Source organism: Yersinia hibernica (genome assembly GCF_004124235.1).
In the GTDB taxonomy this organism is placed as follows: Bacteria; Pseudomonadota; Gammaproteobacteria; order Enterobacterales; family Enterobacteriaceae; genus Yersinia; species Yersinia hibernica.
In genome coordinates this window covers 4,316,650-4,339,757 of record NZ_CP032487.1, presented here as the reverse complement: position 1 = coordinate 4,339,757, position 23,108 = coordinate 4,316,650, and the positions used below count along the sequence as shown (strand labels likewise).

Here is a 23,108-nt window from a genome sequence, read left to right as displayed (position 1 = left end):
AGGTCTTTAGGAATAACGGGTTATCGGCTTGCTGTCAACGATATGACCATGAGGTATTTTCATATTTAATAAATTGTCACTTCATATAACTAATTTAACTGGATATCGGCTGACAATGCGGCATTTACCTCATGGGCGGGGCGTAGATTAAGGGAAAGAGAGAAAACAGGAAGCAGATCAAAAGTTGTTTCGAGAGATATCACCTATCGCAAGAAAAGAGATCTCAATCACAGGGTAACAGGATACAATCAATGTATTCATTTCATTAATCCTTAAGCCTAGAAGAGCGCCGCTATGAAAAATATTAATCCTAGTCAAACCGCTGCCTGGAAAGCGTTACAGCAACACTTTGAACAGATGAAAGATGTGCAAATCCGCGATCTGTTTGCCAAGGACAAGCAGCGTTTTGAGAAATTCTCCGCCACTTTTGACGATCAAATGCTGGTGGATTTCTCAAAAAACCGCATTACCAGCGAAACCATGGAAAAACTGCAAGCGCTGGCTCAAGAAACCGATCTGGCTGGGGCGATTAAGTCCATGTTCTCCGGTGAGAAAATTAACCGGACTGAAGACCGCGCGGTGTTGCATGTTGCTCTGCGTAACCGCAGCAATAGCCCGATTTTGGTTGATGGCAAAGATGTGATGCCGGAAGTGAACGCGGTACTGGCGAAAATGAAGCAATTCTGTGACCGCGTGATTGGCGGTGACTGGAAAGGTTATACCGGCAAAGCGATTACCGATGTCGTCAATATCGGTATCGGTGGTTCAGACCTCGGCCCTTACATGGTGACCGAAGCGCTGCGCCCATACAAAAATCATCTGAATATGCATTTCGTTTCTAACGTTGATGGCACCCATATTGCGGAAACCTTGAAGCCACTGAATCCAGAAACAACATTGTTCTTGGTGGCATCAAAAACCTTCACCACGCAAGAAACCATGACCAATGCCCACAGTGCGCGCGACTGGTTCTTGTCTGCCGCGAGTGATCCGGCGCATGTGGCTAAACACTTTGCGGCATTGTCTACCAATGCAAAAGCTGTTGGCGATTTTGGTATTGATACCAACAATATGTTTGAGTTCTGGGATTGGGTCGGTGGCCGCTACTCCTTGTGGTCTGCTATTGGCTTGTCTATCGCGCTGTCGGTCGGTTTTGATCATTTTGAAGCGCTGCTCAGTGGTGCACACGCCATGGACAAACACTTCGCAGAAACTCCGGCGGAGAAGAACTTGCCAATCCTGTTGGCATTGATTGGCATCTGGTATAACAATTTCTTTGGTGCTGAAACCGAAGCTATCCTGCCTTATGACCAATATATGCACCGTTTCCCGGCTTACTTCCAGCAGGGTAATATGGAATCTAACGGTAAATATGTTGACCGCAACGGTAACCCGGTTGATTACCAGACTGGCCCAATTATCTGGGGTGAGCCGGGTACTAATGGTCAACATGCTTTCTATCAGTTGATTCATCAGGGTACCAAATTGGTTCCTTGCGACTTCATTGCTCCGGCAATCAGTCATAACCCACTGAGTGACCACCACGCGAAGCTGCTGTCTAACTTCTTCGCACAAACTGAAGCTTTGGCTTTTGGTAAGTCACTGGCAGAAGTGGAAGCTGAATTTGCGGCGGCAGGTAAAACCCCAGAACAAGTGGCTCATGTTGCGCCATTCAAAGTGTTTGAGGGTAACCGGCCAACCAACTCTATTTTGTTGCGTGAAATCACCCCATTCAGCCTGGGTGCATTGATTGCGTTGTATGAGCACAAAATCTTCACGCAGGGGATTATCTTGAACATCTACACCTTTGACCAGTGGGGTGTTGAGCTGGGTAAACAACTGGCTAACCGTATTTTGCCGGAGCTGGCAGATGACAAAAATGTGACCAGCCATGACAGTTCTACTAATGCGTTGATTAACCGTTTCAAGAGCTGGCGTTAAACTTACACATCCAAGCTCCTTGATCCGCGCTTGTTAGCCCCTTACTTTTAGTAAGGGGCTTTTTTTGATTCGAATGCAGCATTGCTGTGATAGTCTCAGGCTGTTTCGCCTACTTTTTATGGGGTATTTATGGCCAAAAATTCACGTTCTCAGTGGGTAGCTAAAAATCTACAGCGTTTATTGAATGCGGGGTTGATTGTATTAGCGGCTATTTTGGTGGTCTTTCTGGTAAAAGAGACCATTCATTTGGGGCAAATGCTATTTATAAATAATCAGGAAACTTCTTCCTATATGCTGATTGAAGGCATTGTGATTTATTTCCTGTATTTTGAATTTATTGCCTTGATTGTGAAGTATTTTGAGTCTGGTTATCACTTCCCATTGCGCTATTTTATCTATATTGGGATCACGGCTATTATTCGGTTGATCATTGTCGATCATGAAAGCCCCATTGATACACTGATTTATTCAGCATCCATATTATTGCTGGTGGTAACTCTGTACTTAGCCAATACTGAAAGGTTAAAGCGCGAGTAATGTTTTGATTTTAAGCATAAAAATGGCGGCCATTCAGGCCGCCCTAAAGACACAGTACCAGAGGATGAAAGTACAGCAAGTGAAGCAGCGGCATAATCAATAGTAACGACATAAACCAACGAGAAATATTTAGCCTTTTACCCCGCCCGCCGTTAAGCCACCAACCAACCAGCGCTGTGCCAGCAGGAATACGGCTGTGATTGGGATGGCAGAGAGCACGGCAGCCGCGGCAAAATCGCCCCACAGATAGTTTTGTGGGTTTAGATATTGCTGCATCCCCACCGCGAGGGTGTAACTATTCACATCGCGCAGCAGTAATGACGCGACCGGCACCTCAGTGATGGCGGCAATAAATGACAGAATAAAGACGACGGCTAAAATTGGCACCGACAGCGGTAACAGCACCAGCCTGAAAGCTTGCCATGGCGTCGCGCCATCCAAGGCGGCGGCTTCTTCCAATGAGTTATCAATGGTTTCGAAATAGCCTTTGATGGTCCAGACGTGCAGAGCAATCCCGCCCATATAAGCAAAAATAACCCCACCGTGAGTATTGAGCCCGATAAATGGCAAATATTGCCCCAAGCGGTCAAATAAGGCATACAGCGCCACCAAAGACAGCACGGCGGGGAACATTTGGAAAATCAACATCCCTTTCAGCAGAGTGCTTTTGCCACGAAAGCGCATGCGGGCAAAAGCATAAGCACAAGTGGTGGAGAGTGTGACAATACCTATCGCCGTTATCACGGCAATCTTGATTGAGTTCCAGAGCCACAACATGACCGGGAATGGCGGCGGTGTCACGCTACCGTCAGCATGAGTCACACTCATGCCCAGTGCGAGTTGCCAATGTTCCCAAGAGATTTGATCCGGGATTAAGCTCCCGGTGGCAAAGTTGCCGGGCCGCAGTGAAATGGTAATCACCATCAGCAGCGGGAACATTATCAGCGCGATAAAGCACAGCATCAGAAAATGGGTGCCTAATAGACGCAAACGCTGGGATTTAGGTTGAACCATGGCCATCTGCATCTCCTCCTTAGTCAAAATTCATTTTACTGGCTTTCAAATTCAGTATCGCCAGCGCGCCTACCAGAATGAAAATCAGTGTTGCGATTGCCGCCGCCAAGCCGAAGTCCTGCCCGCCGCCGCCTTCAAAGGCGATGCGATAGGTGTAGCTGACCAGTAAGTCGGTGTATCCCGCAGGCGTCGTGGTACCAATCATGTCTGGGCCACCATTGGTCAATAACTGAATCAATACGAAGTTGTTAAAGTTAAAGGCGAAGCTGGCAATCATCAGTGGCGTCAATGGCTTAATCAACAAAGGCAAAGTGATGCGGAAAAAATTCTGGAGCGGGCCAGCGCCGTCCATTGCCGATGCCTCATATAAATCATCGGGGATGGCTTTCAACAGCCCCATACACAGAATCATCATGTAAGGATAACCAAGCCAAGTATTGACGATCAGTATCATGCTTTTTGCAGTGATAGGGTCGCTAAACCACGCCGGTTTGATACCAAATAAGTGGCTGAGCATCAGGTTGATTTCACCAAAGCTTTGGTTAAATAACCCTTTGAAAATCAATATTGAGATAAATGCTGGCACGGCATACGGCAAGATTAGCAGCACCCGATAGACGGCTTTGCCTTTCAGAGCATCCCATTGCACGACACAGGCCAGAACCATACCGACCGCCACCGTCAGGACGACAGTCAATAATGAGAAAATAATGGTCCAGATGAATATTGAGATGAAAGGCTTCTGAATCCCCTCGTCATGCAGCACCCGCAGGAAGTTTTTCCAGCCGATAGTGACGGTAAAACCGGGGCTGAGTTTTTCATTTTCCCACTGCCCGTCTGCATTGATGGCCTGATAGAAACCGACATCCGGATTCGGCCGATATGTCACCCCGGTCTGCTGATTAATCAGTTCGTTACCATCCGCGCCTAGCTTATAAAGCGGGCTGGTGCCAGAAAACTGGCGCAGTGAGCTCATGCGCAGTTCACCGCCACTGGGCAAAATAGCCACCAATCCACTCAAGGCTTGACGATTTTGGGTAATAACCCGCAAAGAGGCGCGTTCGGTGGTTTGTTCGGCACTGGCTGGCGTGACATTTATTTTTTGCTCGCCAGTGGCATTCAAGCTGAAAGGCTCTGAAATCAGGACGGTATTGTCATCCGGATTGGTGAGTTGTAGCCGCCATTGTTCACTGCTCGGATAGAGACCAAAAGTATAGGTTTTGCCGGTCTGGAATTGCCGGTCCATTAACACCGACTGGGCGCGTTCAAAGGTTAACTGGTTGGTACTGCTGTAGTTAGTAAAGGCAATGGCGATGGTGCAAATCAGCGGGAACAGAACAAACAGCCCCATCCCGGCAACACCAGGGTAAACATAGCGCCAGGCATAGGCGCGGCGGTTGGCGAAAACATACAGCCCCAGACTCACCAAAATCAGTGTCACAATGGCAAAAAGATATTCACCCTGAGCATACATCAACACGATCAAATAGCAGGTGAATAAGCTTAATGTGCCGATAATCAGCCACTTAAGAACATCACTTTGCCACCAGGCGGTTTTCTTTTTACGGCTTTGATACTCGGTGTGGGATAACTGCATAATGGTCCCTTTCATACTCTTCGTACTTGAAGTTACAGCGCTGTTAGCTGCTCTCGCTCACCCAACTCACTGACTTGTATCAGTTCACCGGGATTTATTCACTGGCTGCCTTGCTGCAAGGTCAATGACTGTGAGCATCATGACAGCATGACAACTGAAAACTGGGTCGGGGCACGGCGAACCGCGCCCCTTGGCAGGTGAAACTCTTATTTGACGATACGTGCCGCTGCATCATTGAGTGCAGCTTCCACGGTCTGACGGCCACTGATGGCGTTCAACACCGCACTGCGGGTTGCATACCAGAAGGCCGCCATTTGTGGGATATTCGGCATGATTTCGCCTTTGGTGGCGTTATCCATTGTGGCCGCAATCCGTGGATCTTTTGCCAGCTGCTCTTGGTATGAAATCAATGCCACCGCCCCCAACGGCTTGTCTTTATTAACTTCAGCCAGGCCTTGGTCGGTTATCAGATAATTTTCCAGGAATTCAGTCGCCAGTTCTTTGTTCGGGCTGGCGGCGTTAATACCGGCAGTCAGAACACCGACGAACGGCTTGGATGGTTGACCATGGAAGGTTGGCAACAAGGTCACGCCGTAATTGATTTTGCTCTTATCAATATTTGACCAGGCCCATGGGCCATTGATGGTCATCGCGGTTTCACCTTTATTAAAGGCTGCTTCTGCGATGGAGTAATCAGTATCCGCATTGATGTGCTTGTTCTTCACCAGATCAACAATAAATTGCAGGCCGGCTTGCGCCCCGGCATTGTTCACGCCGACGTTTTTGACATCATAGACACCGTTTTCAGATTTGAAAGCATAACCGCCATCAGCTGCGATAAGTGGCCAAGTGAAGTAGGGTTCTTGTAGGTTCCACATGATGGCGCTCTTGCCATTTGCGCGCAGCTTGGTGTCCAGCGCAGGAATTTCTTCCCATGTTTTTGGCGCTTCTTTAACCAGATCTTTGTTATAAATCAGAGACAAGGCTTCGACGGCGATGGGGTAACCAATCAGTTTGCCATTAAAGCGTACGGCATCCCAGGTGAATGGGAACAGCTTGTCTTGGAAAGCTTTAGCAGGGTGTAACTCCGCCAGCAAGCCAGATTGCGCGTAGCCACCAAAGCGGTCATGTGCCCAGAAGATAATGTCCGGGCCATCACCTGTCGCCGCCACTTGTGGGAATTTTTCTTCCAGTTTATCTGGATGCTCAATAGTGACTTTGATGCCGGTATCTTTCTCAAATTTCTTACCGACTTCGGCTAATCCGTTATAACCTTTATCGCCATTGATCCAGATAACCAGTTTACCTTCTTCAATTTTGGCAAAAGCAGAGGAAGAGAGCACCAGCGTGGTTAGCGCTGAAAGGGCCAAAACACGTGCGGTCTTACCAATGCCGGATTTTGTGAAGCTGCGAGTCATAATCCAATCCTTTTATCCAATTTTGTGGGTACCGACTTTCTTGTGAGTCATTACGTTCATTACACTGACCAAAACGTTTATTACAGAGACTAATACATTACGCTGACATATTGAGTCACAACTGGATACACCATCATCCTCCCCCTCTCTACGCCCCCCGACGAGTTATTGTGACCGACTTAACACTGCTGCCTATTCTGTGGTGTCAGACACAATAATGTAGGTCGAAATTTGCTTGGTAGATCACACATTTGTATTTGTGATGGAACTTCTGTTCCCCGTGGTCGTTCCCTCATCCTCCCATCTCCTCCCCCATGAAAAACTTTGTTACGGATGATTACCAAATAGTGCGGCTGCCGCATTATCGCCGTCATTGAAAAGCGGTGTCGTCATCGAAACAGCGTCAACACCCTTGAAACTCAGCACCTTTGAAATGCGGTCACCAACGAAATGTGGTTGTTCGGTTAATTATTACCCAAGCAGATCAGGACATTGCAGCGTTAATCAACGCGCAGCCCTATACTCAGGCCGCGACGTCGTCCGGGGCAACCTTGCTAAGGCATGGCGGAACGGCGCGCAGCAAGAGAGTCATCAGGGGCTGGGAGTCATGCGATGGGTCATGCCGGAATTTGCTTCCGCCATTTTTCTTCAGTCAGGTTCATATGAAAAGTTGTTTGCGTAAGCAAAGGAGTAACAGATGGCTAATGTAACGCTGAGCGGCGTTTATAAGGCCTTTGGTGAGGCTGTGATTTCCAGAGACATCAATTTGGAAATCGATGACGGCGAGTTTGTAGTCTTTGTGGGGCCATCCGGCTGTGGAAAGTCAACATTGCTGCGGATGATTGCTGGCCTTGAGGACATTACCGCGGGCGAGTTGTTGATTGGTGGTAAGCGGATGAATGAAGTGCCGCCGTCAGAGCGCGGTATCGGCATGGTGTTCCAGTCATATGCGCTTTATCCCCATCTGTCAGTGGCAGAGAACATGTCTTTCGGCCTGAAATTGGCTGGTGTGAAGAAAGCAGAAATTAATCAGCGAGTGAATCAGGTCGCTGAAGTGCTGCAACTGGCTCACTTGTTGGAACGTCGGCCTAAGGCTTTGTCAGGCGGGCAGCGCCAGCGTGTTGCGATTGGCCGTACTTTGGTCGCCGAGCCGGATGTTTTCTTGCTCGACGAACCGCTTTCTAACCTGGATGCCGCACTGCGGGTTCAGATGCGCATTGAGATATCACGCCTGCATAAGCGCCTGCAACGCACCATGATTTACGTCACCCATGACCAGGTCGAAGCCATGACACTGGCGGACAAAATTGTGGTGCTGGATGCCGGCAATGTGGCGCAAGTCGGTAAGCCGCTTGAGCTGTACCACTACCCTGCTAATCGCTTTGTTGCGGGCTTTATCGGCTCGCCAAAAATGAATTTTTTACCGGTTAAAGTGACCGCCGTTGAACCTTGTCAGGTGCAGATAGAACTGCCAAATCGCCAGCTAGTGTGGCTGCCGGTGGAGGGCACTCAGGTTCAGGTCGGTGCAAATCTGTCTTTGGGTATCCGCCCGGAACATCTGCTGCCAAGCAGTGCCTCTGAAGTGACGCTGGAGGGCGAAATTCAGGTGGTAGAGCAACTGGGTAATGAAACTCAAATTCACATCCAAATCCCGGCAATACGTCAAAACCTGGTCTACCGCCAGAACGACGTGGTGCTGGTAGAAGAAGGTGCAACATTCGCCATCGGTCTGCCGCCATATCGCTGTCATCTGTTCCGTGAAGATGGTTCTGCGTGCAAGCGGTTGTATCGAGAACTGGGCGTCTAGTTACCACGACGTTCGGTTACGGAAAATGTAAAGCACGCATGCCGACAGGCAAATATAACAGGAGATTACTGATGACTACTCTGCGCAAGTTACCGATAGCACTGGCTGTTGCCGCTGGTGTCCTTTCCACTCAAGCCATGGCTGTTGATTTCCACGGGTATGCGCGCTCCGGCATCGGCTGGACGGCAAGTGGCGGTGAACAACAATGTTTCAAAGCAACTGGTGCTCAAAGTAAATACCGTCTGGGTAACGAATGTGAAACTTATGCGGAAATTAAATTAGGCCAGGAGCTGTGGAAAGAGGGTGATAAGAGCTTCTACTTAGATACCAACGTCGCGTATTCCGTTTCACAACGTGATGACTGGGAATCCACCGACCCCGCTTTCCGTGAAGCCAACGTGCAGGGTAAAAATCTAATTGATTGGTTGCCTGGCTCCACCATGTGGGCAGGTAAGCGCTTCTACCAACGTCATGACGTCCATATGATTGACTTCTACTACTGGGATATTTCTGGCCCAGGTGCGGGTTTAGAGGCTATTGATCTGGGCTTCGGTAAATTATCTGTGGCTGCAACCCGTAACTCAGAAGCGGGTGGTTCAAGTGCCTGGATTGACAATCAACGCAAAGATGCCGACCACACCGTCAATGATGTGTATGACATCCGTTTAGCCGGTTTAGAAACTAACCCAGGCGGCACCCTGGAGTTTGGTGTGGATTATGGTCGTGCCAATACCCAGGACGACTACGCGCTGGCCCCAAATGCCTCGAAAGATGGCGTGATGCTGACCGCTGAACATACGCAAAGCATGATGGGCGGCTTCAACAAATTTGTTGTTCAGTATGCCACTGACTCTATGACTTCATACAACAGCGGCCATTCACAAGGTACATCAGTGAATAACAATGGCCACATGCTGCGTATTATCGACCACGGTGCCATCAATCTGGCTGAGAAGTGGGATCTGATGTACGTCGGACTGTATCAGGACACTGACTGGGACAACAACAACGGCACCACGTGGTACAGCGTGGGTGTGCGTCCAATGTACAAATGGACCAATATCATGAGTACCTTGGCAGAAGTTGGCTACGACAATGTGAAATCACAACGTACCGGCGACCGTAACGGCCAATACAAACTGACATTGGCACAACAATGGCAAGCAGGCGACAGCATCTGGTCACGTCCGGCCATTCGTGTCTTCGCTACTTATGCCAACTGGGATGAGAAGTGGGGCTATAACGATGTGAATGGCAGTGCTGATAAGGGGCTGGCACAAAATGGCACCATCGGTACCGACAGCCGCGGTAAAAACAATGAAGTGACCTTCGGCGCGCAATTCGAAGCCTGGTGGTAACAGATGTCATACAGCCGTCCTGAGGGGCGGCTGTTTTGCATGATGAGACGGGCTACGGCCCATTGCCAACAAGATAAAGCCATATACCTGAAGTGGCGCGAGTTGCAGCTAATGCACATGCAGCTTGAGGTATGACGGGAATATATTGGTTAACTTTGCCGACCTTGCCTGTGCACAGTTAGCGCTGACGCTCAATGTATGAGGGTATAACAATGAAGAAGAATCTGCTGACACTCTGTCTGGCATTAGCTCTGGGGGTTTCAGCACCTCTGGCAGTTCAAGCCGAATCAACGATTTCTCCGGCGAATGTTTCCATCGCGCCGACTATCAGTACCGCGACATTACAACAGTTGCCATGGCAGCCATTAGTGCCACCGGCGACGCAAGATATCAAACTGACGGCCTCCAGCCCGCAAATTTCTCAGGGGAATGTCGAGGGCGCGGTTGCTGCTTTCGCACTCCCGGCAGACCGTGGCTCCATGGAGGTCACACTCAGCAGCTTAGTTACTGATAATCAATTATTTTCCCCTAGCGTATTAGTGTTAGATGAACAGATGCGCCCGGCGGCTTACTATCCATCCAGCTATTTCACTTATGAAAAAGCCGGCATTATGACCAGTGACAGGTTGCAGGGCGTCATGAAATTGACACCGGCATTGGGGCAAAAACAAATCTATCTGCTGGTCTACACGACCCGTGATGATTTGGTCAAAACCACCAAATTGCTGGATCCGGCCAAAGCTTATGCCATGGGCGTGGGTAATGCGGTACCGGATATTCCAGACCCGATTGCCAAACATATCCCGACCGGTAATTTGAGAATTAAAGCCACCGCCGAGCAAGGCATGGGCAATGTCATGATTGGCTTGATACAGTCAGCACCGGCTTTTGCGCCCGTGGTGGTGGGCAGCGCGATTCAACCTGCAGCCGTCGCAGCTCCAGCCCCGGCCAAACCCACAGAGCCGATGCTGAGCGAGACTGAAAACTACTTCAACCAGGCGATTAAAGACGCGGTGAAATCCGGTGATGTCGATAAGGCGCTGAAATTGTTGAACGAAGCGGAACATTTGGGCTCAACTTCAGCCCGAAAAACCTTTATTGGTAGTGTAAAAGGCAAGGGGTAAATCCCGGCACTGCCGAATATGGCTGGATGATTGGTGCGCCTCGGCGCACCTTTTTTCTTGGTGGGGCTTTCGTTTGTTGGCTCAGTAGAGAGAGACAAAAGACAAATAAGAATCTACCAGACTGAAAATGGGGTTGATCTCGGTATCTTGGAAGGCATACCGGGATTGATATCAGATGGCTCCTAATGATTCAGCTAGACAATTAAAGGAACTAATTGATGTTAAAGAAAACTCAGTTTTGTCTATGGATTGCAGTGCTGTTTTGTTCGGCCCTCTTGGCAGAAGAACCCCCTCCATTTACGCCATCCACGATTAATCGCCAACATACTGATTCCTTTAGATCACCGCTAAAAGTCACGGCACGAGACCATCTGCTATTGGAAGCAATGGCAGACAAACTGCCCAATGTCAGTTCGACCTCAGATCCCGTCTTCAGTCAGGCAATGCAATTAATTGATAATGCGAATGAATTGGAGCAGGAAATATGGTTGCAACAATTCGGGCAAATCAGTGATGCGCGGGTGGGCAGAATTGTGGATCTTTACCTACAACTCTATGATGTACAACAGGTTGAATCAGCAGAAAGTTTGGAGGATTTACTGCATTTAAGAGCGGAGTTAACCGCAGAGCAAGGATACCAAAAAGCACGGATAGCCAGTTTGGAGCGGGATGTGCTTTTTAAGTTATTCCAAAAAGGCCTGATGCTGTCGACAGAAGAGCAACTCACCCCGCTCGCCGCCCTAAACCTTGTCTGGTGGCTGCATCAAGAGAACCCGCCCACTTTGACCGAATTATCCGCTGGTATTTATCGCCCTGAATATAAAGAGCGGCGAATTCAAGCGGCAATACTGTATAACTATTCCCATTATGGCCAGCGCTACGGGGAAGTGGAGGGCGGCTCCGCTGAACAACCTGTCCATTGGGCGCGAGATAGTTTGGATGGCGCAGGGCTACCCGTCTTTCGTGCAGTTCAGGCATTAAGGGTGCTGCATGAGGGAATGACGGCCATACCGGCGGTAGTGCAATCGGATGAAAGTTATCTGGCCAATGGATTTGCACCGAAAAATGCCCAAGGGCGTTATTTGACCGGCTCACTGATGGAGATGACGTTAACGGGATGCAGCTTGGTTGGGTTTGACATCTGCAGCCAACAGGATTTCACCCAATTTCTTGACCTCCAGTACCCGGTCGGCAGTTTGGCGTTTTCACTCAAGGCGACGCTCAACCTATATTATCGATTGCAAGGTAAAGCACTTGATCAATTGGAGGGTAAAGATACCGAGCAACTCTATAACTTATTGCTGGAGGAAGAGCAGCAATTACAACAAACTGGAGTTGTCGGTTATAGCCCGACGGTGATTTTTTTGTCCCATTTCAGCCAATCTAATGGGGCCGAAGTGCTGACCGTCAAGCAGATGGCGAGTGCTTTCAACCGCATTGCCGAGTCAATCGCGATGTCTGGCTTGTCTGAATCAGCACTGATTACCTTTAGCCGGCTCAAACAATTAGCTGGCAATATTATTGACGATATTGCCATTGATTTGGAGCAGGAAAGGTTTGTGTCGGACCTCAAAGCGATCGGTCAACTATTAGAATATCATCAGCCCGCACTCTACTTGTTGGTGCAGCATGCGCTTTATCACACCGAACGCGAGAAAATAGCGCGAGAATTAGACTATCTTGATATGCGTCTGGCCTATCGCCATCCACCTGATGAATTTGATGAAAATCAGGCCATAAAGGCGATTTTGCTAGAAAATGGCGTCAGGAATATCAATGTTTCCAGACAATATATTTACCATCAGGATGCTCGGTTTGGTTTCCCCCAGAAAAAGTTCGATTCACCTGTTGATGAATTTAAGCGGCGTCGCAATGCCAGTGATCACTTTGTCGCCAATATGTCGATGCTCAGTAGCCGCGGCAAGTTAATTAATGTTTTCAAGAGCCTGGACGCGAAAAAAAACCAATATTATGCACAAATCAAAACCCATCCGGCAATCCGGGCTAAAGCCATTGAGATGTTAATAGACGATGGTCAGCAGCCACAGGGCATAACATTGCAGCTTAAAATAAGTTCTCTGGCACAAGCCTACCAACCCGAATCTGAAAACACACGTTTTTGGGGCAATGCCTGGGAAAGTCTGGAAAATCATTGGGTGTGTAAATTACCCCAGCCCAACCCGATGTGCACTATCGCCAAAGTGGAAGGGCCGCGCTACCGCAATGATAAGGAAAATATGGCGGCGGGCATGACGGCGATGGTGATGGAAGTGAGTTTGCTTAGGGGAGCGGGGGAGGGGGTCAAGACGGTGGAACAGCTTCCGCCCGGTGCTGACCCTCTGTTGTCGCCCACATTATCAGTTGAGATGGATGATTTAATCAATCATGAAATCAGTGGGATAGAAGAATACAGCCCCGAGGTAAATGTCCCTGAACGGGAAACTCAGGAGATAGAAAACCCGCGCGGCACACTTATTGAGGTACAACGAATTGCACTTAAAGATGCCGCCGCCGGCGAAGTGCGGCAAGCATGGGTCAGGCAGGGCGGTAGCGGTGCTTATTGGGAGGTTGATTTAGTCACCGGCCAAGACTTAGGTTTTGTCTTGAAACAAGGGCCGCAATTTATTCGGCCCGGCAGACTTCTGGGCGGCGGGCCACTCCAATCGCGCTTTTCACATCCTCAATTTAACCCTGAAATCAAGTTAGGTACAAAAATTGGCCGTGGAGTGACTGGCGATGTCTACCTGGATGCCAATAATCGCGGTTTTGTATTAAAGAAATTAGCTGCACAAAATCAAGAAGTTATCACTGATATCCACGTGAAAGAAGTTGAGTTTTTTAATCGATATTATGGCGAGGGGGCCGCCGAGCTAATTGCTGAAGGAAATCAATACTATATAAGAATGTACCGTGTACCGGGGAGAACATTGACCAGTATTAAGCGCGCCATTTTCCCACCCAGTGCGAAGGAGCGATTTTTGAGCATGATGGATGACCTTGGCTATCACAATATTATTCATGATGACTTAAATTTTAATAATGTTTTATATGATGAAAAAACCAACACTTTCTATCCTATTGATTTTGATAAAGCCTATGATGGATACCACTCAGCAAGAGGTGTCGAGAGCAGCCAGCAACATTGGGGAGTGGATATGAGAATTAGCGATATACTTGAATATATTGACGAATATAAAAAAATTAAGTGATGGCGCGATGTTGCCGGGCGTAATAAACCCGTAACCTGATGTCGCTCGATATCTATTCTGCGCTACAATGATGCCCTATTTACTGACCACCAATGACCAATTGCGAGGATGCGTATTTTATCCTCGGCAGGGAGCGACTCGCATGCTGACCGGCAATGCATCAATTTTAAAACCCATTCAATGGTGTGCCATTGAGCGCCCAACTCTTCCCGTGGACATTGCTGACTGGCTGATGGAGTTGGGATCAATGACCCGGCGTTTTGAGCAACATTGTCAGCGGGTGCATGTTGAACCGCAGCGCGAATGCTTTATTACCCATAATGAGTTAGGTGAAGATGCCGAACACCTGCCGGTCAGTGAGCGCTATTGGTTACGAGAAATCATTCTGTGTGGTGATAATGAGCCGTGGTTGCTTGGTCGCACGGTTATCCCGCAAGAAACCTTGTCTGGCCCGGACCGCTCGCTGGTGGATTTAGGCACATTACCGCTTGGGCGCTATTTATTTGGTGGTAATAATTTAACCCGCGATTATATTCAAGTCGGGCGACAAGATAGCCTTTGGGCGCGCCGTTCGTTACTTCGTTTATCCGGTAAGCCCTTGTTACTGACTGAAGTTTTTTTACCGGCCTCGCCGCTTTATACCAAATAATGCTGTTCTAGCCGTGTCATGTGGTGGTGAGATTTTGGAGAGCAATAAATTGAAGGAAAGTACTGTTCAGAGCAAATGGCTGGCATATTGTCGTCTAATGCGCATTGATAAACCCATTGGCTCACTATTATTGCTATGGCCGACTTTGTGGGCACTATGGTTAGCGGGGCACGGCATTCCTGACACCAAAATATTGATTGTTTTTGTCTTGGGGGTGTTTTTCATGCGCGCCGCCGGTTGTGTTGTTAATGATTATGCTGACCGACGGATTGATGGCTTTGTCAAACGCACGGCATCCCGGCCCTTGCCAAGCGGGCTTATCAGCGAGAAAGAAAGTAAAATCCTGTTTGTCGTATTGGTGCTGATGTCATTTGGTTTGGTATTAACACTCAATAGCATGACCATCTGGCTATCGCTGGCTGCACTGGCTTTGGCTTGGGTATATCCCTTTATGAAACGGGTCACTCACTTGCCGCAGGTAGTACTGGGGGCCGCATTTGGTTGGTCAATCCCTATGGGTTTTGCCGCCGTGAGTGAGAGTTTGCCGTTGGTATGCTGGCTACTTTTGCTCGCTAATATTTGCTGGACAGTCGCTTATGACACGCAATATGCCATGGTGGATCGTAATGATGACCTGAAAATTGGTGTTAAATCCACAGCCATTTTATTTGGTCAGCGCGACAAATTAATCATCGGGTTGCTGCAATTGGCCACGTTGATTTTAATGGTCACTATTGGCTGGTTGATGAATTTGGGTGGCGCATTTTATGGGTCAGTTTTGCTGGCAGGTGCGCTGTTTGTTCATCAACAGAAGATGATTGCCCAGCGTGAACGCGATCCTTGCTTCCGTGCCTTCCTGAATAATAATTATGTGGGGCTGGTGCTGTTTCTCGGCATTTTGGTGAGTTACATATAAAAAAATGGCCAGATGATAAATCTGGCCATTCTGTTCTTCATTTTTCTCTTACAGGATTAATCTTCCGATTCATCCTCGGCCTCAGGGGCGGGTAACTGATTGTTGGTTTCCGCCGGCATACTGACGCTTTCGATTGTCAGCTTCACTTCCGGCGTCATCAACGCACTCAGCATATTGTAAACTTCCAGTGTATGTTCCTGAATGGCATCACCGCTGTCGCTGATGTAGCCTTCTTCGCGCAAGGTGCCGACCAGTGTCGAGAACACGGCTTTATCGAAGAATTCTGGGGCATTAATCCCATGCAGTACAGACAAACGCTGCGCCATAATCCGGCTTTCTTTTTCCAATGCACCACGGTTGATACTTGGGTTAGCACTGAGTAATGACAGTGTAATTGCGTAGCGTTGCAAGGTTTCACGCACACCAGCGGCCAGTAATTGCAGAGGGCGAATGCGGGCTGGGTTCAGCACCAATTCATCCCCTTTATCGCAAATCAGCTGCTGGCGAGCCAGTTCATCTATCAATGTATCCAAGGTTTGTGGCAACTGCTCTTTGCTGTAATGCAGGAACAGTTCAGCTTTCAACATTGGATAAATCATACTGATTTGGCGCAATAATTCCGCGCGGGTAATGCGACGGTGGTACATCACCATACTGGCTATCAGTGACGGTAACATCAGCAAGTGCTGGATATTATTGCGATAGTAAGTCATCAGCACGGCTTGTTCCCGTGGCAAGATGATAATGTCACCAATATTGTCTTTCTCCACCTCAAACTTATTCATATTTAAGGCGTGATTAAGCAGCTCTTCCGGTGTTTTATCCGGCACAGTGACATCTTTCGCATAAGGCGCATTGCGCATCAGTTGCAGGTAGCACTCAAGTTGCTCCAACAATTGCTCACGGGTTAGTGAACGCTGACGTGAAGCTAACAACGCGGTCGAACACAGGTTCATGGCATTTGCTGCCGCAGCATTGTTAATTCTGACCATAATCTTACCGGCCAAATCATTTACCACCGGTGTCAGCCAGCTCGGGCGCTGTGCTTCAATGGGATCAATCGCATCCCGCCATTGCGGTACATTGGTGTTCAGATAAGTGGTCAGCGGGATTGGCTCACCAAAGTTGACATAGCCCTGACCCAGATTGCGCAACTTGCGCAGGCCACGCAACATCTGCAACAGGTTTTCTTTCTCTTTGGTGGCTCCTCGCAGCTCTTTGGCGTAAGTACCCACTTCCATCACATGCTCGTAGCCAATATAAATTGGCACCAGCGTGATGGGCCGCGAACCGCCACGTAACATGGCTTGAATCGTCATCGACAGCGTGCCGGTTTTCGGTTCTAGCAGGCGGCCGGTTCGTGAGCGCCCACCTTCAACAAAATACTCGACGGAATAGCCGCGGGTGAATAATTCGCCCAGATATTCGCGGAACACGGTTGAGTAGAGTTTGTTGCCTTTAAAGGTACGGCGGATAAAGAAAGCCCCTAAACGGCGGAAAATCGGGCCGGCAGGCCAGAAGTTAAGGTTAATACCGGCAGCAATATGTGGCGGTACAAGCCCTTGATGATAAAGCACGTAAGAGAGCAGCAGGTAATCCATATGGCTGCGATGGCAAGGCACATAGACTATCTCATGGCCATCTTGCGCTAACTGCCGTACGCGCTCTGCATTATGGACATTAATACCCTGATACAAACGGTTCCACGTCCAGCTCAATACCCTGTCAGACAGACGCACGGCTTCATAAGAGAAGTCTGCGGCGATCTCTTCCATTAGCGTAATCGCATTTTGCTGCGCTTTTTCATGGGAGATTTTCTTGGTACGTGCTTCATCCGCCACGGCTTTTTCAATCGCCTTGGAAGCCAACAGCTTTTTGAAGAGGTCTTGGCGATCTGGCAAGCTCGGGCCGACAGCGGCCAGACGTTGACGGGAGAAGTGCATCCGCGCCACGCGCGCCAGCTTATGGGCTATCGTTTTATCGGTGCCATGCTCACTGGCCATCCGACGCAATGAAACCGTGGTCGAGAAACGCACAAAGCTATCGCGGCCCAGCCACAATACGGCAAAGAATTTCTGCACACCATTCAGCACACGCAGATGCGGCGTACCATGGCCTTCACGCCCTGGCGAACGACCAAACATCACGGAAACCGGCAACATTTGAATGTCCAGCTCCGGATTATTGCGGTGCAGATCTAGATAATCGTGGAACAGCTTGACCGACTCTTGCTTAGGTGCGTAATAACGAAAGACTCGAGGGCCATTATCGATAAACACATGACTCGGCAGTTGCACGGCATCGATTTCCAATGGAATCAATGGGTCGGGCAGATCCTGCGCCTGACACTGCGCTCGCAAAGTCAGCAAATCAGCCTTAGAATTGTAAGGCAAAACGTACAGAATAGGACGAGAAGGGTCTAACCCTAACTCAGTCACAGGATCTGCCGGAATAACCTTGCTTTTTACCAACAGTTTAAGTGGTAAATTCAGTAACTTATAATATATTTTACGCCAACCTGACATAACGACATGAAGCCTCTTGTTAGCAATTCGTCGCAAGGATACCAGAAACTGGTTTTGAGATCTGTGGTGATAAGATAACAGAAAGCGGCAAAGCTCATCATTAACTTAAGATAAAGGCAATAAAACATGGCGAATCAATCAACAGGGCTTACCCGAATCTATAAAGCGGCCGGTTATTCGATGAAAGGCCTCAGTGCTGCCTGGAAAAACGAAGCCGCATTTCGCCAAGAATCAGTAGCTGCCATCGTCGCTATCATACTGGCCTTCTGGCTAGATGTAGATGCTTTAGCGCGCATTTTATTGATTGGCAGTGTCGCGTTAGTGATCATTATTGAAGTCATCAATAGTGCCATTGAAGCAGTAGTTGATCGCATCGGCAGTGAATTCCATGAACTTTCAGGCCGTGCCAAAGATATGGGGTCTGCCGCTGTGTTTCTCGCTATCCTGCTGGCGCTTTTTATCTGGATAACGGTGCTCTGGCAACATGTGGGCTAGTTGTGTGGCTGAAATATCGTGGCTTTGGGCACGGTGAGCAACACAATAAAAATAAGCTGTGATTAATCCCTGTTTTTATTCACTCTTTGGTTCCCAATACAGGTTTACCTGTATATACTCACAGCAAGACTGTATAAACAAACAGGGGGCGAAATGAAAGCACTTACGACCAGACAGCAAGAGGTTTATGACCTGGTGCGCGATCACCTATCGCAAACTGGCATGCCGCCGACCCGTGCCGAAATTGCGCAGCGTCTGGGATTCCGCTCTCCTAACGCCGCTGAAGAGCATTTAAAAGCATTGGCCCGCAAGGGTGTTATTGAGATTGTTTCTGGCGCTTCCCGCGGTATTCGTTTACTGATGGAAGAAGAAGATGGCCTACCGTTGATTGGCCGGGTTGCAGCAGGTGAACCCTTGCTGGCACAGCAACATATTGAAGGGCACTACAAAGTCGACCCTTCCATGTTTAAGCCAAGCGCAGATTTCCTACTGCGGGTTAATGGGATGTCGATGAGAGATATCGGTATTCTGGATGGTGACCTACTGGCGGTGCATAAAACGCAAGATGTGCGTAACGGACAAGTGGTTGTCGCGCGAATTGATGATGAAGTCACAGTAAAACGCTTGAAAAAACAAGGTAATATCGTGCAGCTTCTTCCTGAAAATAGCGAGTTCCAGCCGATTATTGTCGATCTGCGTGAACAAAGTTTCACCATTGAAGGACTGGCTGTTGGTGTCATCCGCAATGGCGACTGGATCTGATTCTAGTTGTTGATGTATACCCTCTTTATTTAGAGGGTATATTGTTCATATAACCTTCTGTTCTGTTAATTCACTTTATATTGAGAACAATCCGATAATACGTTATTACCTACTGTTTTAACTGAATATAATATGGTTTCGTTATTCACTTATGGTCATCATTGCGACCAGTAACATTGGTTTTCCTTCAGTTATTAATATCCTCTGCTATAGTTATTTATACGGTAAATAAAATAATCATGCTTAATTTAAATTAAGACTGTGAGTGACTAATTTAAGAAAATATTAGTTTTATAAAGAATGTTTATCGTACCGAATTAACTTATTCCAAGATAGCGGAGTTATTATGAATAAAGATCAAGCTGACGGTAACTGGAAGCAGTTCAAAGGTAAAATTAAAGAGAAATGGGGCAAACTGACTGACGATGACCTAACCGTTATTGAAGGTAAGCGCGACCAACTAGTAGGTAAGATCCAAGAGAAATACGGCTATCAGAAAGAGCAAGCCGAGAAAGAAGTTAAAGCTTGGGAAGACCACAGCAAATACCGCTGGTAACAGCCTTAAAAAGGAATTTAATTGATGTCGATATAAATTATATTGGGTCTTTCATTTCATAGAATATACGTTATTACATAGTGATGTTAATAATGGAAAGTATTCTATTTAGTCCTAATCTAATATCGATAAGACACAAGGACGTGTCCTGTGGTACCTTCTATTTATTATCATGGCAGTGTTATTTAACGCATATTCTAATTCAACCTATTACTGTATTATTACTATATTGATAACGGGCTGACCTTTATCGCCAGATATTTATTTTTTTTTCATCACAATAGAATGGTCATGATCACAATGATCGTGGCTTTCACATGCTTCAACCTCCCCACATTTAGTGCATAAGCCATGGGCTTCCACCACGCTATGGCGCAATGTAAAACCAGACTGTTTTGCTAACTGTGCCAGTGCTTCTTCAATACCTACAGTCGGGCGTTCAGTCACAATCTTGCAGCGATCGCAGATAAAGAGTGCGGAGGTATGAGTTGGCTCTTCAAAATGATGGCACAACACATAGCTGTTAGCTGACTCTACTCGGTGAATAAACCCTTGTTCGAGCAAAAAATCTAATGCGCGGTAGACCGTTGGCGGTTTAGCTTGCGGCTCGGAAACACGGAGCAAGTCTAACAAATCATAAGCGCTGATTGCGCCGGGCTGTTGCGCCATGAGGCGTAATACTTCAAGACGTTGCGGTGTCAGCCGGACGTTACGTTGTTGGCACAGGCTCTCAGCCTGAGCAAGCAGCTTTTCCTGGTTGGTTGAGTTCATGGTTTCATCCCGCAGCGTTTGAATGGAACAGATTTTATCATATTAACCTGTTGCTCAATATCCCTTTATTGATAGATTCTGTGATTAAAACGCTGGTGTCAATTTTGGGGTTAAGTGAATTTAAAGTAAAACTTTTTAGCAGTTTTAAAGCCCTCGCAAATAAAGATAAGTATGCATTACTGACTCAAAGTAATGGTATTTTACCATGTACCATTGTTCGTATATTGCAAAATTACTTTTGCTATGGGAAAATAAATAAACTAATTTTTTACAGAGATGAAAATGTCTTCTGATATCACCAAATACAGGGCAGAGTTAGATGGCTTAAGGGCTGTTGCAGTGATATCCGTGCTTTTATATCACGTTAAATTTTCTCTTTTTGGCTATGAGGTATTCAAGGGTGGTTTTCTTGGCGTAGATATATTTTTTGTATTATCGGGATACTTGATAACGACAATAATTTTTACGCAGATGAATGCTGGTGTTTTTTCTTTAAAAGTTTTTTTATTAGACGAATAAAAAGAATATTACCAGCGATGATTGCTGTTTTATTAGTTTCTTCTGTTTTGGCTTTTTATTTTTTATTACCTGATAGCCTTGTTATTTATGTAAAAACCCTATTGGCATCTTTGTTTTTCGTGTCTAATTTATACTTTTTTGGTGAAGATACTTATGTATCAGATTCCAGTGAATATAAACCATTGCTGCATACTTGGAGTTTGTCTGTTGAGTGGCAATTTTATCTGATTTTCCCTTTTTTATGTCTTTGGTTATGTAAGAGATTTAAAGATAAAAAACTGACTATAATATTTTCACTTTTTTTGCTTTCATTGGTGTTATCTAACATTTTAGCCTATCGCCAACCCAACTTCGCGTTCTATATGTTACCGAGTAGAATGTGGGAGCTGATGGCGGGAAGTATTGTTGCTATTATTACTTTAGAAAACAAACTTAACATTAGCAAAATTCATTATAAAACATTACCAGTCGTAGGGTTTGTTTTAATTATTTTATCCATTTTGTTTGTTGATGATAGTATGCTACATCCATCTGTTATTACATTAATACCTGTTCTAGGGACTTGTTTAATAATATTGTTCTCTCGTGAGAAGGGTGTAGCATCTAATTTTTTATCACTTAAACCAATGATTTTCATTGGGGCGATATCTTATTCTATCTATCTTTGGCATCAGCCATTATTTGTTTTTTATAGAATTAAAATAGGTGAAATCAATACTTTTACATCCATCTTGTTGATTTTACTGTCAATGGTTATTTCTGTGTTATCGTTCTATTTGATTGAAAAACCCTTTAGGACAAAACAGTTATCTCGCTGGAAATTGGTCGTTATTACTGTATCGCCGATTATTTTAATTGTGTTTTCAGTTTTCATATTAGCTAAAAATAGTTCATCTGATCAGACCGAAACTTTCATGTCGCCTTTAGCTAAAAAAATGTATGAGGATTTTAAAGTCCCTGAATTTAGGCGTCTAAAGGGGAACTCTGAAGGTAAGAATTATCTATCTGATGAAAAAACAATTGACTGCGCAAATAGAAGCCCTCTAGAAGCATGTAGGTTTGGTGATGAAAGCTGGGTTGTGCTGGGTGATAGTTATGCCGCATCATTCGAATATGCGTTACAGAGTGAATTAGCGGAAAAAGGTCATGGTATTATATCCTTAACATATGAGCAATGTTCATTTGTCTCTGAAAAATTATGGTTTGGTACTGCCCCTGAGTGCCCTGAAATTAATCGTCAACGTTGGCAGGTGATTAATGATTTCACTAATAAAAAAACATTTCTAATTGCCGCGAATTATGCTCAATTTAAAGATGTTAAATTGGTGCAAGAGGGTGAGGAAAAAGCGAGCGGCATGCCTATTATTGGTGAAAAGTTAGTATGGGAATCTCTTGCTGAGAACATTAATAGACTACTTTCTTTAGGGCATCGGGTGGTTGTGATATACCCAATACCTAGCATTAGTACCGATGTTAAAATAGAGTATTTTAGATTGCTGAACCTGACGAGCGCCCATATTAATAAAGTCTATGATAAAAGAACCAAAGGTTATTATGCCGCACTCTCCTTAGGTGAAACACTCGATAACTATCTCACACCAAACCCTAATCTGATTATTATAAAACCGGTTGATAGTTTATGTAGTGATAACCGTTGTTTAATTATTAATAAAGATGGGGGGCTATATAATAATGGAAGTCACTTGTCTAATGCTGGTGCGAGATTAGTTCTTGGAGATGTTTTCCAAAAACTAGCGCAATAAGAATCTAATGAGATTGCTCTGGACTATAGCGCGCCAGTGCCATCGGCGCGAAGGCGTTTTTCTATGCTATAGTAGACCATGCTTTTCCCTTGTCCTATCTCAGCACCCCACGTATTAGGGGGCTGTATGGGGTGCTGATAAAGAAAA

18 protein-coding genes and 1 pseudogene are annotated in these 23,108 nt (G+C 46.6%); 14 read left to right on the top strand and 5 right to left on the bottom strand.

The genetic code is table 11. The annotated features are described in order from the left end of the window. Positions 1 to 294 precede the first annotated feature (294 nt). On the top strand, positions 295 to 1,941 hold the full coding sequence (gene pgi / locus D5F51_RS20340; RefSeq protein ID WP_129198758.1) for a glucose-6-phosphate isomerase: 1,647 nt from the start codon (positions 295 to 297) through the stop codon (positions 1,939 to 1,941). 129 nt (positions 1,942 to 2,070) lie between these two features. After that, positions 2,071 to 2,478: a phosphate-starvation-inducible protein PsiE gene (gene psiE, locus D5F51_RS20335; protein ID WP_025376714.1), complete on the top strand. Its 408-nt coding sequence runs from the start codon at positions 2,071 to 2,073 to the stop codon at positions 2,476 to 2,478. Positions 2,479 to 2,607: 129 nt separating this feature from the next. On the opposite strand, the gene malG is transcribed toward psiE, so the two are convergent. The 3 genes from malG to malE all read right to left on the bottom strand — a co-directional run bounded on the left by malG (position 2,608) and on the right by malE (position 6,507). Next, positions 2,608 to 3,498, bottom strand: a complete 891-nt coding sequence (malG, locus tag D5F51_RS20330; protein ID WP_025376715.1) for a maltose ABC transporter permease MalG — start codon at positions 3,496 to 3,498, stop codon at positions 2,608 to 2,610. A 13-nt stretch (positions 3,499 to 3,511) separates the two neighbouring features. Beyond that, positions 3,512 to 5,089: a maltose ABC transporter permease MalF gene (gene malF / locus D5F51_RS20325; RefSeq protein WP_129198756.1), complete on the bottom strand. Its 1,578-nt coding sequence runs from the start codon at positions 5,087 to 5,089 to the stop codon at positions 3,512 to 3,514. 206 nt (positions 5,090 to 5,295) lie between these two features. Further along, the gene (malE, locus tag D5F51_RS20320) at positions 5,296 to 6,507 is read right to left on the bottom strand and encodes a maltose/maltodextrin ABC transporter substrate-binding protein MalE (protein WP_025376717.1); all 1,212 of its coding nucleotides are present in this window, start codon (positions 6,505 to 6,507) and stop codon (positions 5,296 to 5,298) included. A 452-nt stretch (positions 6,508 to 6,959) separates the two neighbouring features. On the opposite strand from malE, the pseudogene D5F51_RS22850 reads away from it, so the two are divergent. From D5F51_RS22850 to ubiA, 7 genes and pseudogenes are all read left to right on the top strand, one after another. Next, positions 6,960 to 7,189, top strand: a pseudogene (locus D5F51_RS22850) (hypothetical protein). A gap of 15 nt (positions 7,190 to 7,204) precedes the next feature. After that, on the top strand, positions 7,205 to 8,314 hold the full coding sequence (malK, locus tag D5F51_RS20310; RefSeq protein ID WP_025376718.1) for a maltose/maltodextrin ABC transporter ATP-binding protein MalK: 1,110 nt from the start codon (positions 7,205 to 7,207) through the stop codon (positions 8,312 to 8,314). A 68-nt stretch (positions 8,315 to 8,382) separates the two neighbouring features. After that, positions 8,383 to 9,672: a maltoporin gene (locus D5F51_RS20305; protein ID WP_484455991.1), complete on the top strand. Its 1,290-nt coding sequence runs from the start codon at positions 8,383 to 8,385 to the stop codon at positions 9,670 to 9,672. 212 nt (positions 9,673 to 9,884) lie between these two features. Continuing rightward, positions 9,885 to 10,796: a maltose operon protein MalM gene (gene malM, locus D5F51_RS20300; protein WP_162301804.1), complete on the top strand. Its 912-nt coding sequence runs from the start codon at positions 9,885 to 9,887 to the stop codon at positions 10,794 to 10,796. Between the two features lie 218 nt (positions 10,797 to 11,014). Next, positions 11,015 to 14,005, top strand: a complete 2,991-nt coding sequence (locus D5F51_RS20295) for an OspG family effector kinase (RefSeq protein WP_129198752.1) — start codon at positions 11,015 to 11,017, stop codon at positions 14,003 to 14,005. 142 nt (positions 14,006 to 14,147) lie between these two features. After that, a complete protein-coding gene (gene ubiC / locus D5F51_RS20290) occupies positions 14,148 to 14,654 on the top strand; it encodes a chorismate lyase (RefSeq protein WP_025376722.1) in 507 nt (168 codons plus the stop codon). A gap of 49 nt (positions 14,655 to 14,703) precedes the next feature. After that, complete coding sequence (gene ubiA / locus D5F51_RS20285) at positions 14,704 to 15,570, top strand: 4-hydroxybenzoate octaprenyltransferase (protein WP_129198750.1); 867 nt, start codon at positions 14,704 to 14,706, stop codon at positions 15,568 to 15,570. A 56-nt stretch (positions 15,571 to 15,626) separates the two neighbouring features. On the opposite strand, the gene plsB is transcribed toward ubiA, so the two are convergent. Then, complete coding sequence (gene plsB, locus D5F51_RS20280; protein WP_129198748.1) at positions 15,627 to 18,095, bottom strand: glycerol-3-phosphate 1-O-acyltransferase PlsB; 2,469 nt, start codon at positions 18,093 to 18,095, stop codon at positions 15,627 to 15,629. Between the two features lie 126 nt (positions 18,096 to 18,221). Here plsB and D5F51_RS20275 point away from each other — a divergent pair, with 126 nt between their 5' ends. The 3 genes from D5F51_RS20275 (at position 18,222) to D5F51_RS20265 (ending at position 19,908) form a co-directional block, all read left to right on the top strand. After that, entirely contained in the window at positions 18,222 to 18,590 is a 369-nt protein-coding gene (locus D5F51_RS20275) for a diacylglycerol kinase (RefSeq protein WP_129198746.1), read from the top strand. A gap of 153 nt (positions 18,591 to 18,743) precedes the next feature. Next, positions 18,744 to 19,352 (top strand): transcriptional repressor LexA, encoded by a 609-nt coding sequence (gene lexA / locus D5F51_RS20270; protein ID WP_025376726.1) that lies wholly within the window; start codon positions 18,744 to 18,746, stop codon positions 19,350 to 19,352. A 346-nt stretch (positions 19,353 to 19,698) separates the two neighbouring features. Then, positions 19,699 to 19,908 carry a CsbD family protein gene (locus tag D5F51_RS20265; RefSeq protein ID WP_004715824.1) on the top strand — a complete coding sequence of 70 codons (210 nt, stop codon included), beginning with the start codon at positions 19,699 to 19,701 and terminating at the stop codon, positions 19,906 to 19,908. Positions 19,909 to 20,169: 261 nt separating this feature from the next. Here D5F51_RS20265 and zur read toward each other — a convergent pair whose 3' ends face one another. Further along, positions 20,170 to 20,679: a zinc uptake transcriptional repressor Zur gene (zur, locus tag D5F51_RS20260; RefSeq protein WP_050101724.1), complete on the bottom strand. Its 510-nt coding sequence runs from the start codon at positions 20,677 to 20,679 to the stop codon at positions 20,170 to 20,172. 282 nt (positions 20,680 to 20,961) lie between these two features. Between zur and D5F51_RS22845 the strand changes: the two genes are divergently transcribed. Next, the gene (locus tag D5F51_RS22845) at positions 20,962 to 21,198 is read left to right on the top strand and encodes an acyltransferase family protein (protein ID WP_245994855.1); all 237 of its coding nucleotides are present in this window, start codon (positions 20,962 to 20,964) and stop codon (positions 21,196 to 21,198) included. Between the two features lie 17 nt (positions 21,199 to 21,215). After that, positions 21,216 to 22,961 (top strand): acyltransferase family protein, encoded by a 1,746-nt coding sequence (locus tag D5F51_RS20255; RefSeq protein ID WP_245994853.1) that lies wholly within the window; start codon positions 21,216 to 21,218, stop codon positions 22,959 to 22,961. The last annotated feature ends 147 nt before the right edge of the window (positions 22,962 to 23,108 follow it).

Bases quoted from the DNA above. Each gene is read 5' to 3' on its own strand.
- pgi (WP_129198758.1), top strand. From the start codon at position 295: ATGAAAAATATTAATCCTAGTCAAACCGCTGCCTGGAAAGCGTTACAG.
- psiE (WP_025376714.1), top strand. From the start codon at position 2,071: ATGGCCAAAAATTCACGTTCTCAGTGGGTAGCTAAAAATCTACAGCGT.
- malG (WP_025376715.1), bottom strand. From the start codon at position 3,498: ATGGCCATGGTTCAACCTAAATCCCAGCGTTTGCGTCTATTAGGCACC.
- malF (WP_129198756.1), bottom strand. From the start codon at position 5,089: ATGCAGTTATCCCACACCGAGTATCAAAGCCGTAAAAAGAAAACCGCC.
- malE (WP_025376717.1), bottom strand. From the start codon at position 6,507: ATGACTCGCAGCTTCACAAAATCCGGCATTGGTAAGACCGCACGTGTT.
- malK (WP_025376718.1), top strand. From the start codon at position 7,205: ATGGCTAATGTAACGCTGAGCGGCGTTTATAAGGCCTTTGGTGAGGCT.
- malM (WP_162301804.1), top strand. From the start codon at position 9,885: ATGAAGAAGAATCTGCTGACACTCTGTCTGGCATTAGCTCTGGGGGTT.
- D5F51_RS20295 (WP_129198752.1), top strand. From the start codon at position 11,015: ATGTTAAAGAAAACTCAGTTTTGTCTATGGATTGCAGTGCTGTTTTGT.
- ubiC (WP_025376722.1), top strand. From the start codon at position 14,148: ATGCTGACCGGCAATGCATCAATTTTAAAACCCATTCAATGGTGTGCC.
- plsB (WP_129198748.1), bottom strand. From the start codon at position 18,095: ATGTCAGGTTGGCGTAAAATATATTATAAGTTACTGAATTTACCACTT.
- D5F51_RS20275 (WP_129198746.1), top strand. From the start codon at position 18,222: ATGGCGAATCAATCAACAGGGCTTACCCGAATCTATAAAGCGGCCGGT.
- lexA (WP_025376726.1), top strand. From the start codon at position 18,744: ATGAAAGCACTTACGACCAGACAGCAAGAGGTTTATGACCTGGTGCGC.
- D5F51_RS20265 (WP_004715824.1), top strand. From the start codon at position 19,699: ATGAATAAAGATCAAGCTGACGGTAACTGGAAGCAGTTCAAAGGTAAA.
- zur (WP_050101724.1), bottom strand. From the start codon at position 20,679: ATGAACTCAACCAACCAGGAAAAGCTGCTTGCTCAGGCTGAGAGCCTG.
- D5F51_RS22845 (WP_245994855.1), top strand. From the start codon at position 20,962: ATGTCTTCTGATATCACCAAATACAGGGCAGAGTTAGATGGCTTAAGG.
- D5F51_RS20255 (WP_245994853.1), top strand. From the start codon at position 21,216: ATGATTGCTGTTTTATTAGTTTCTTCTGTTTTGGCTTTTTATTTTTTA.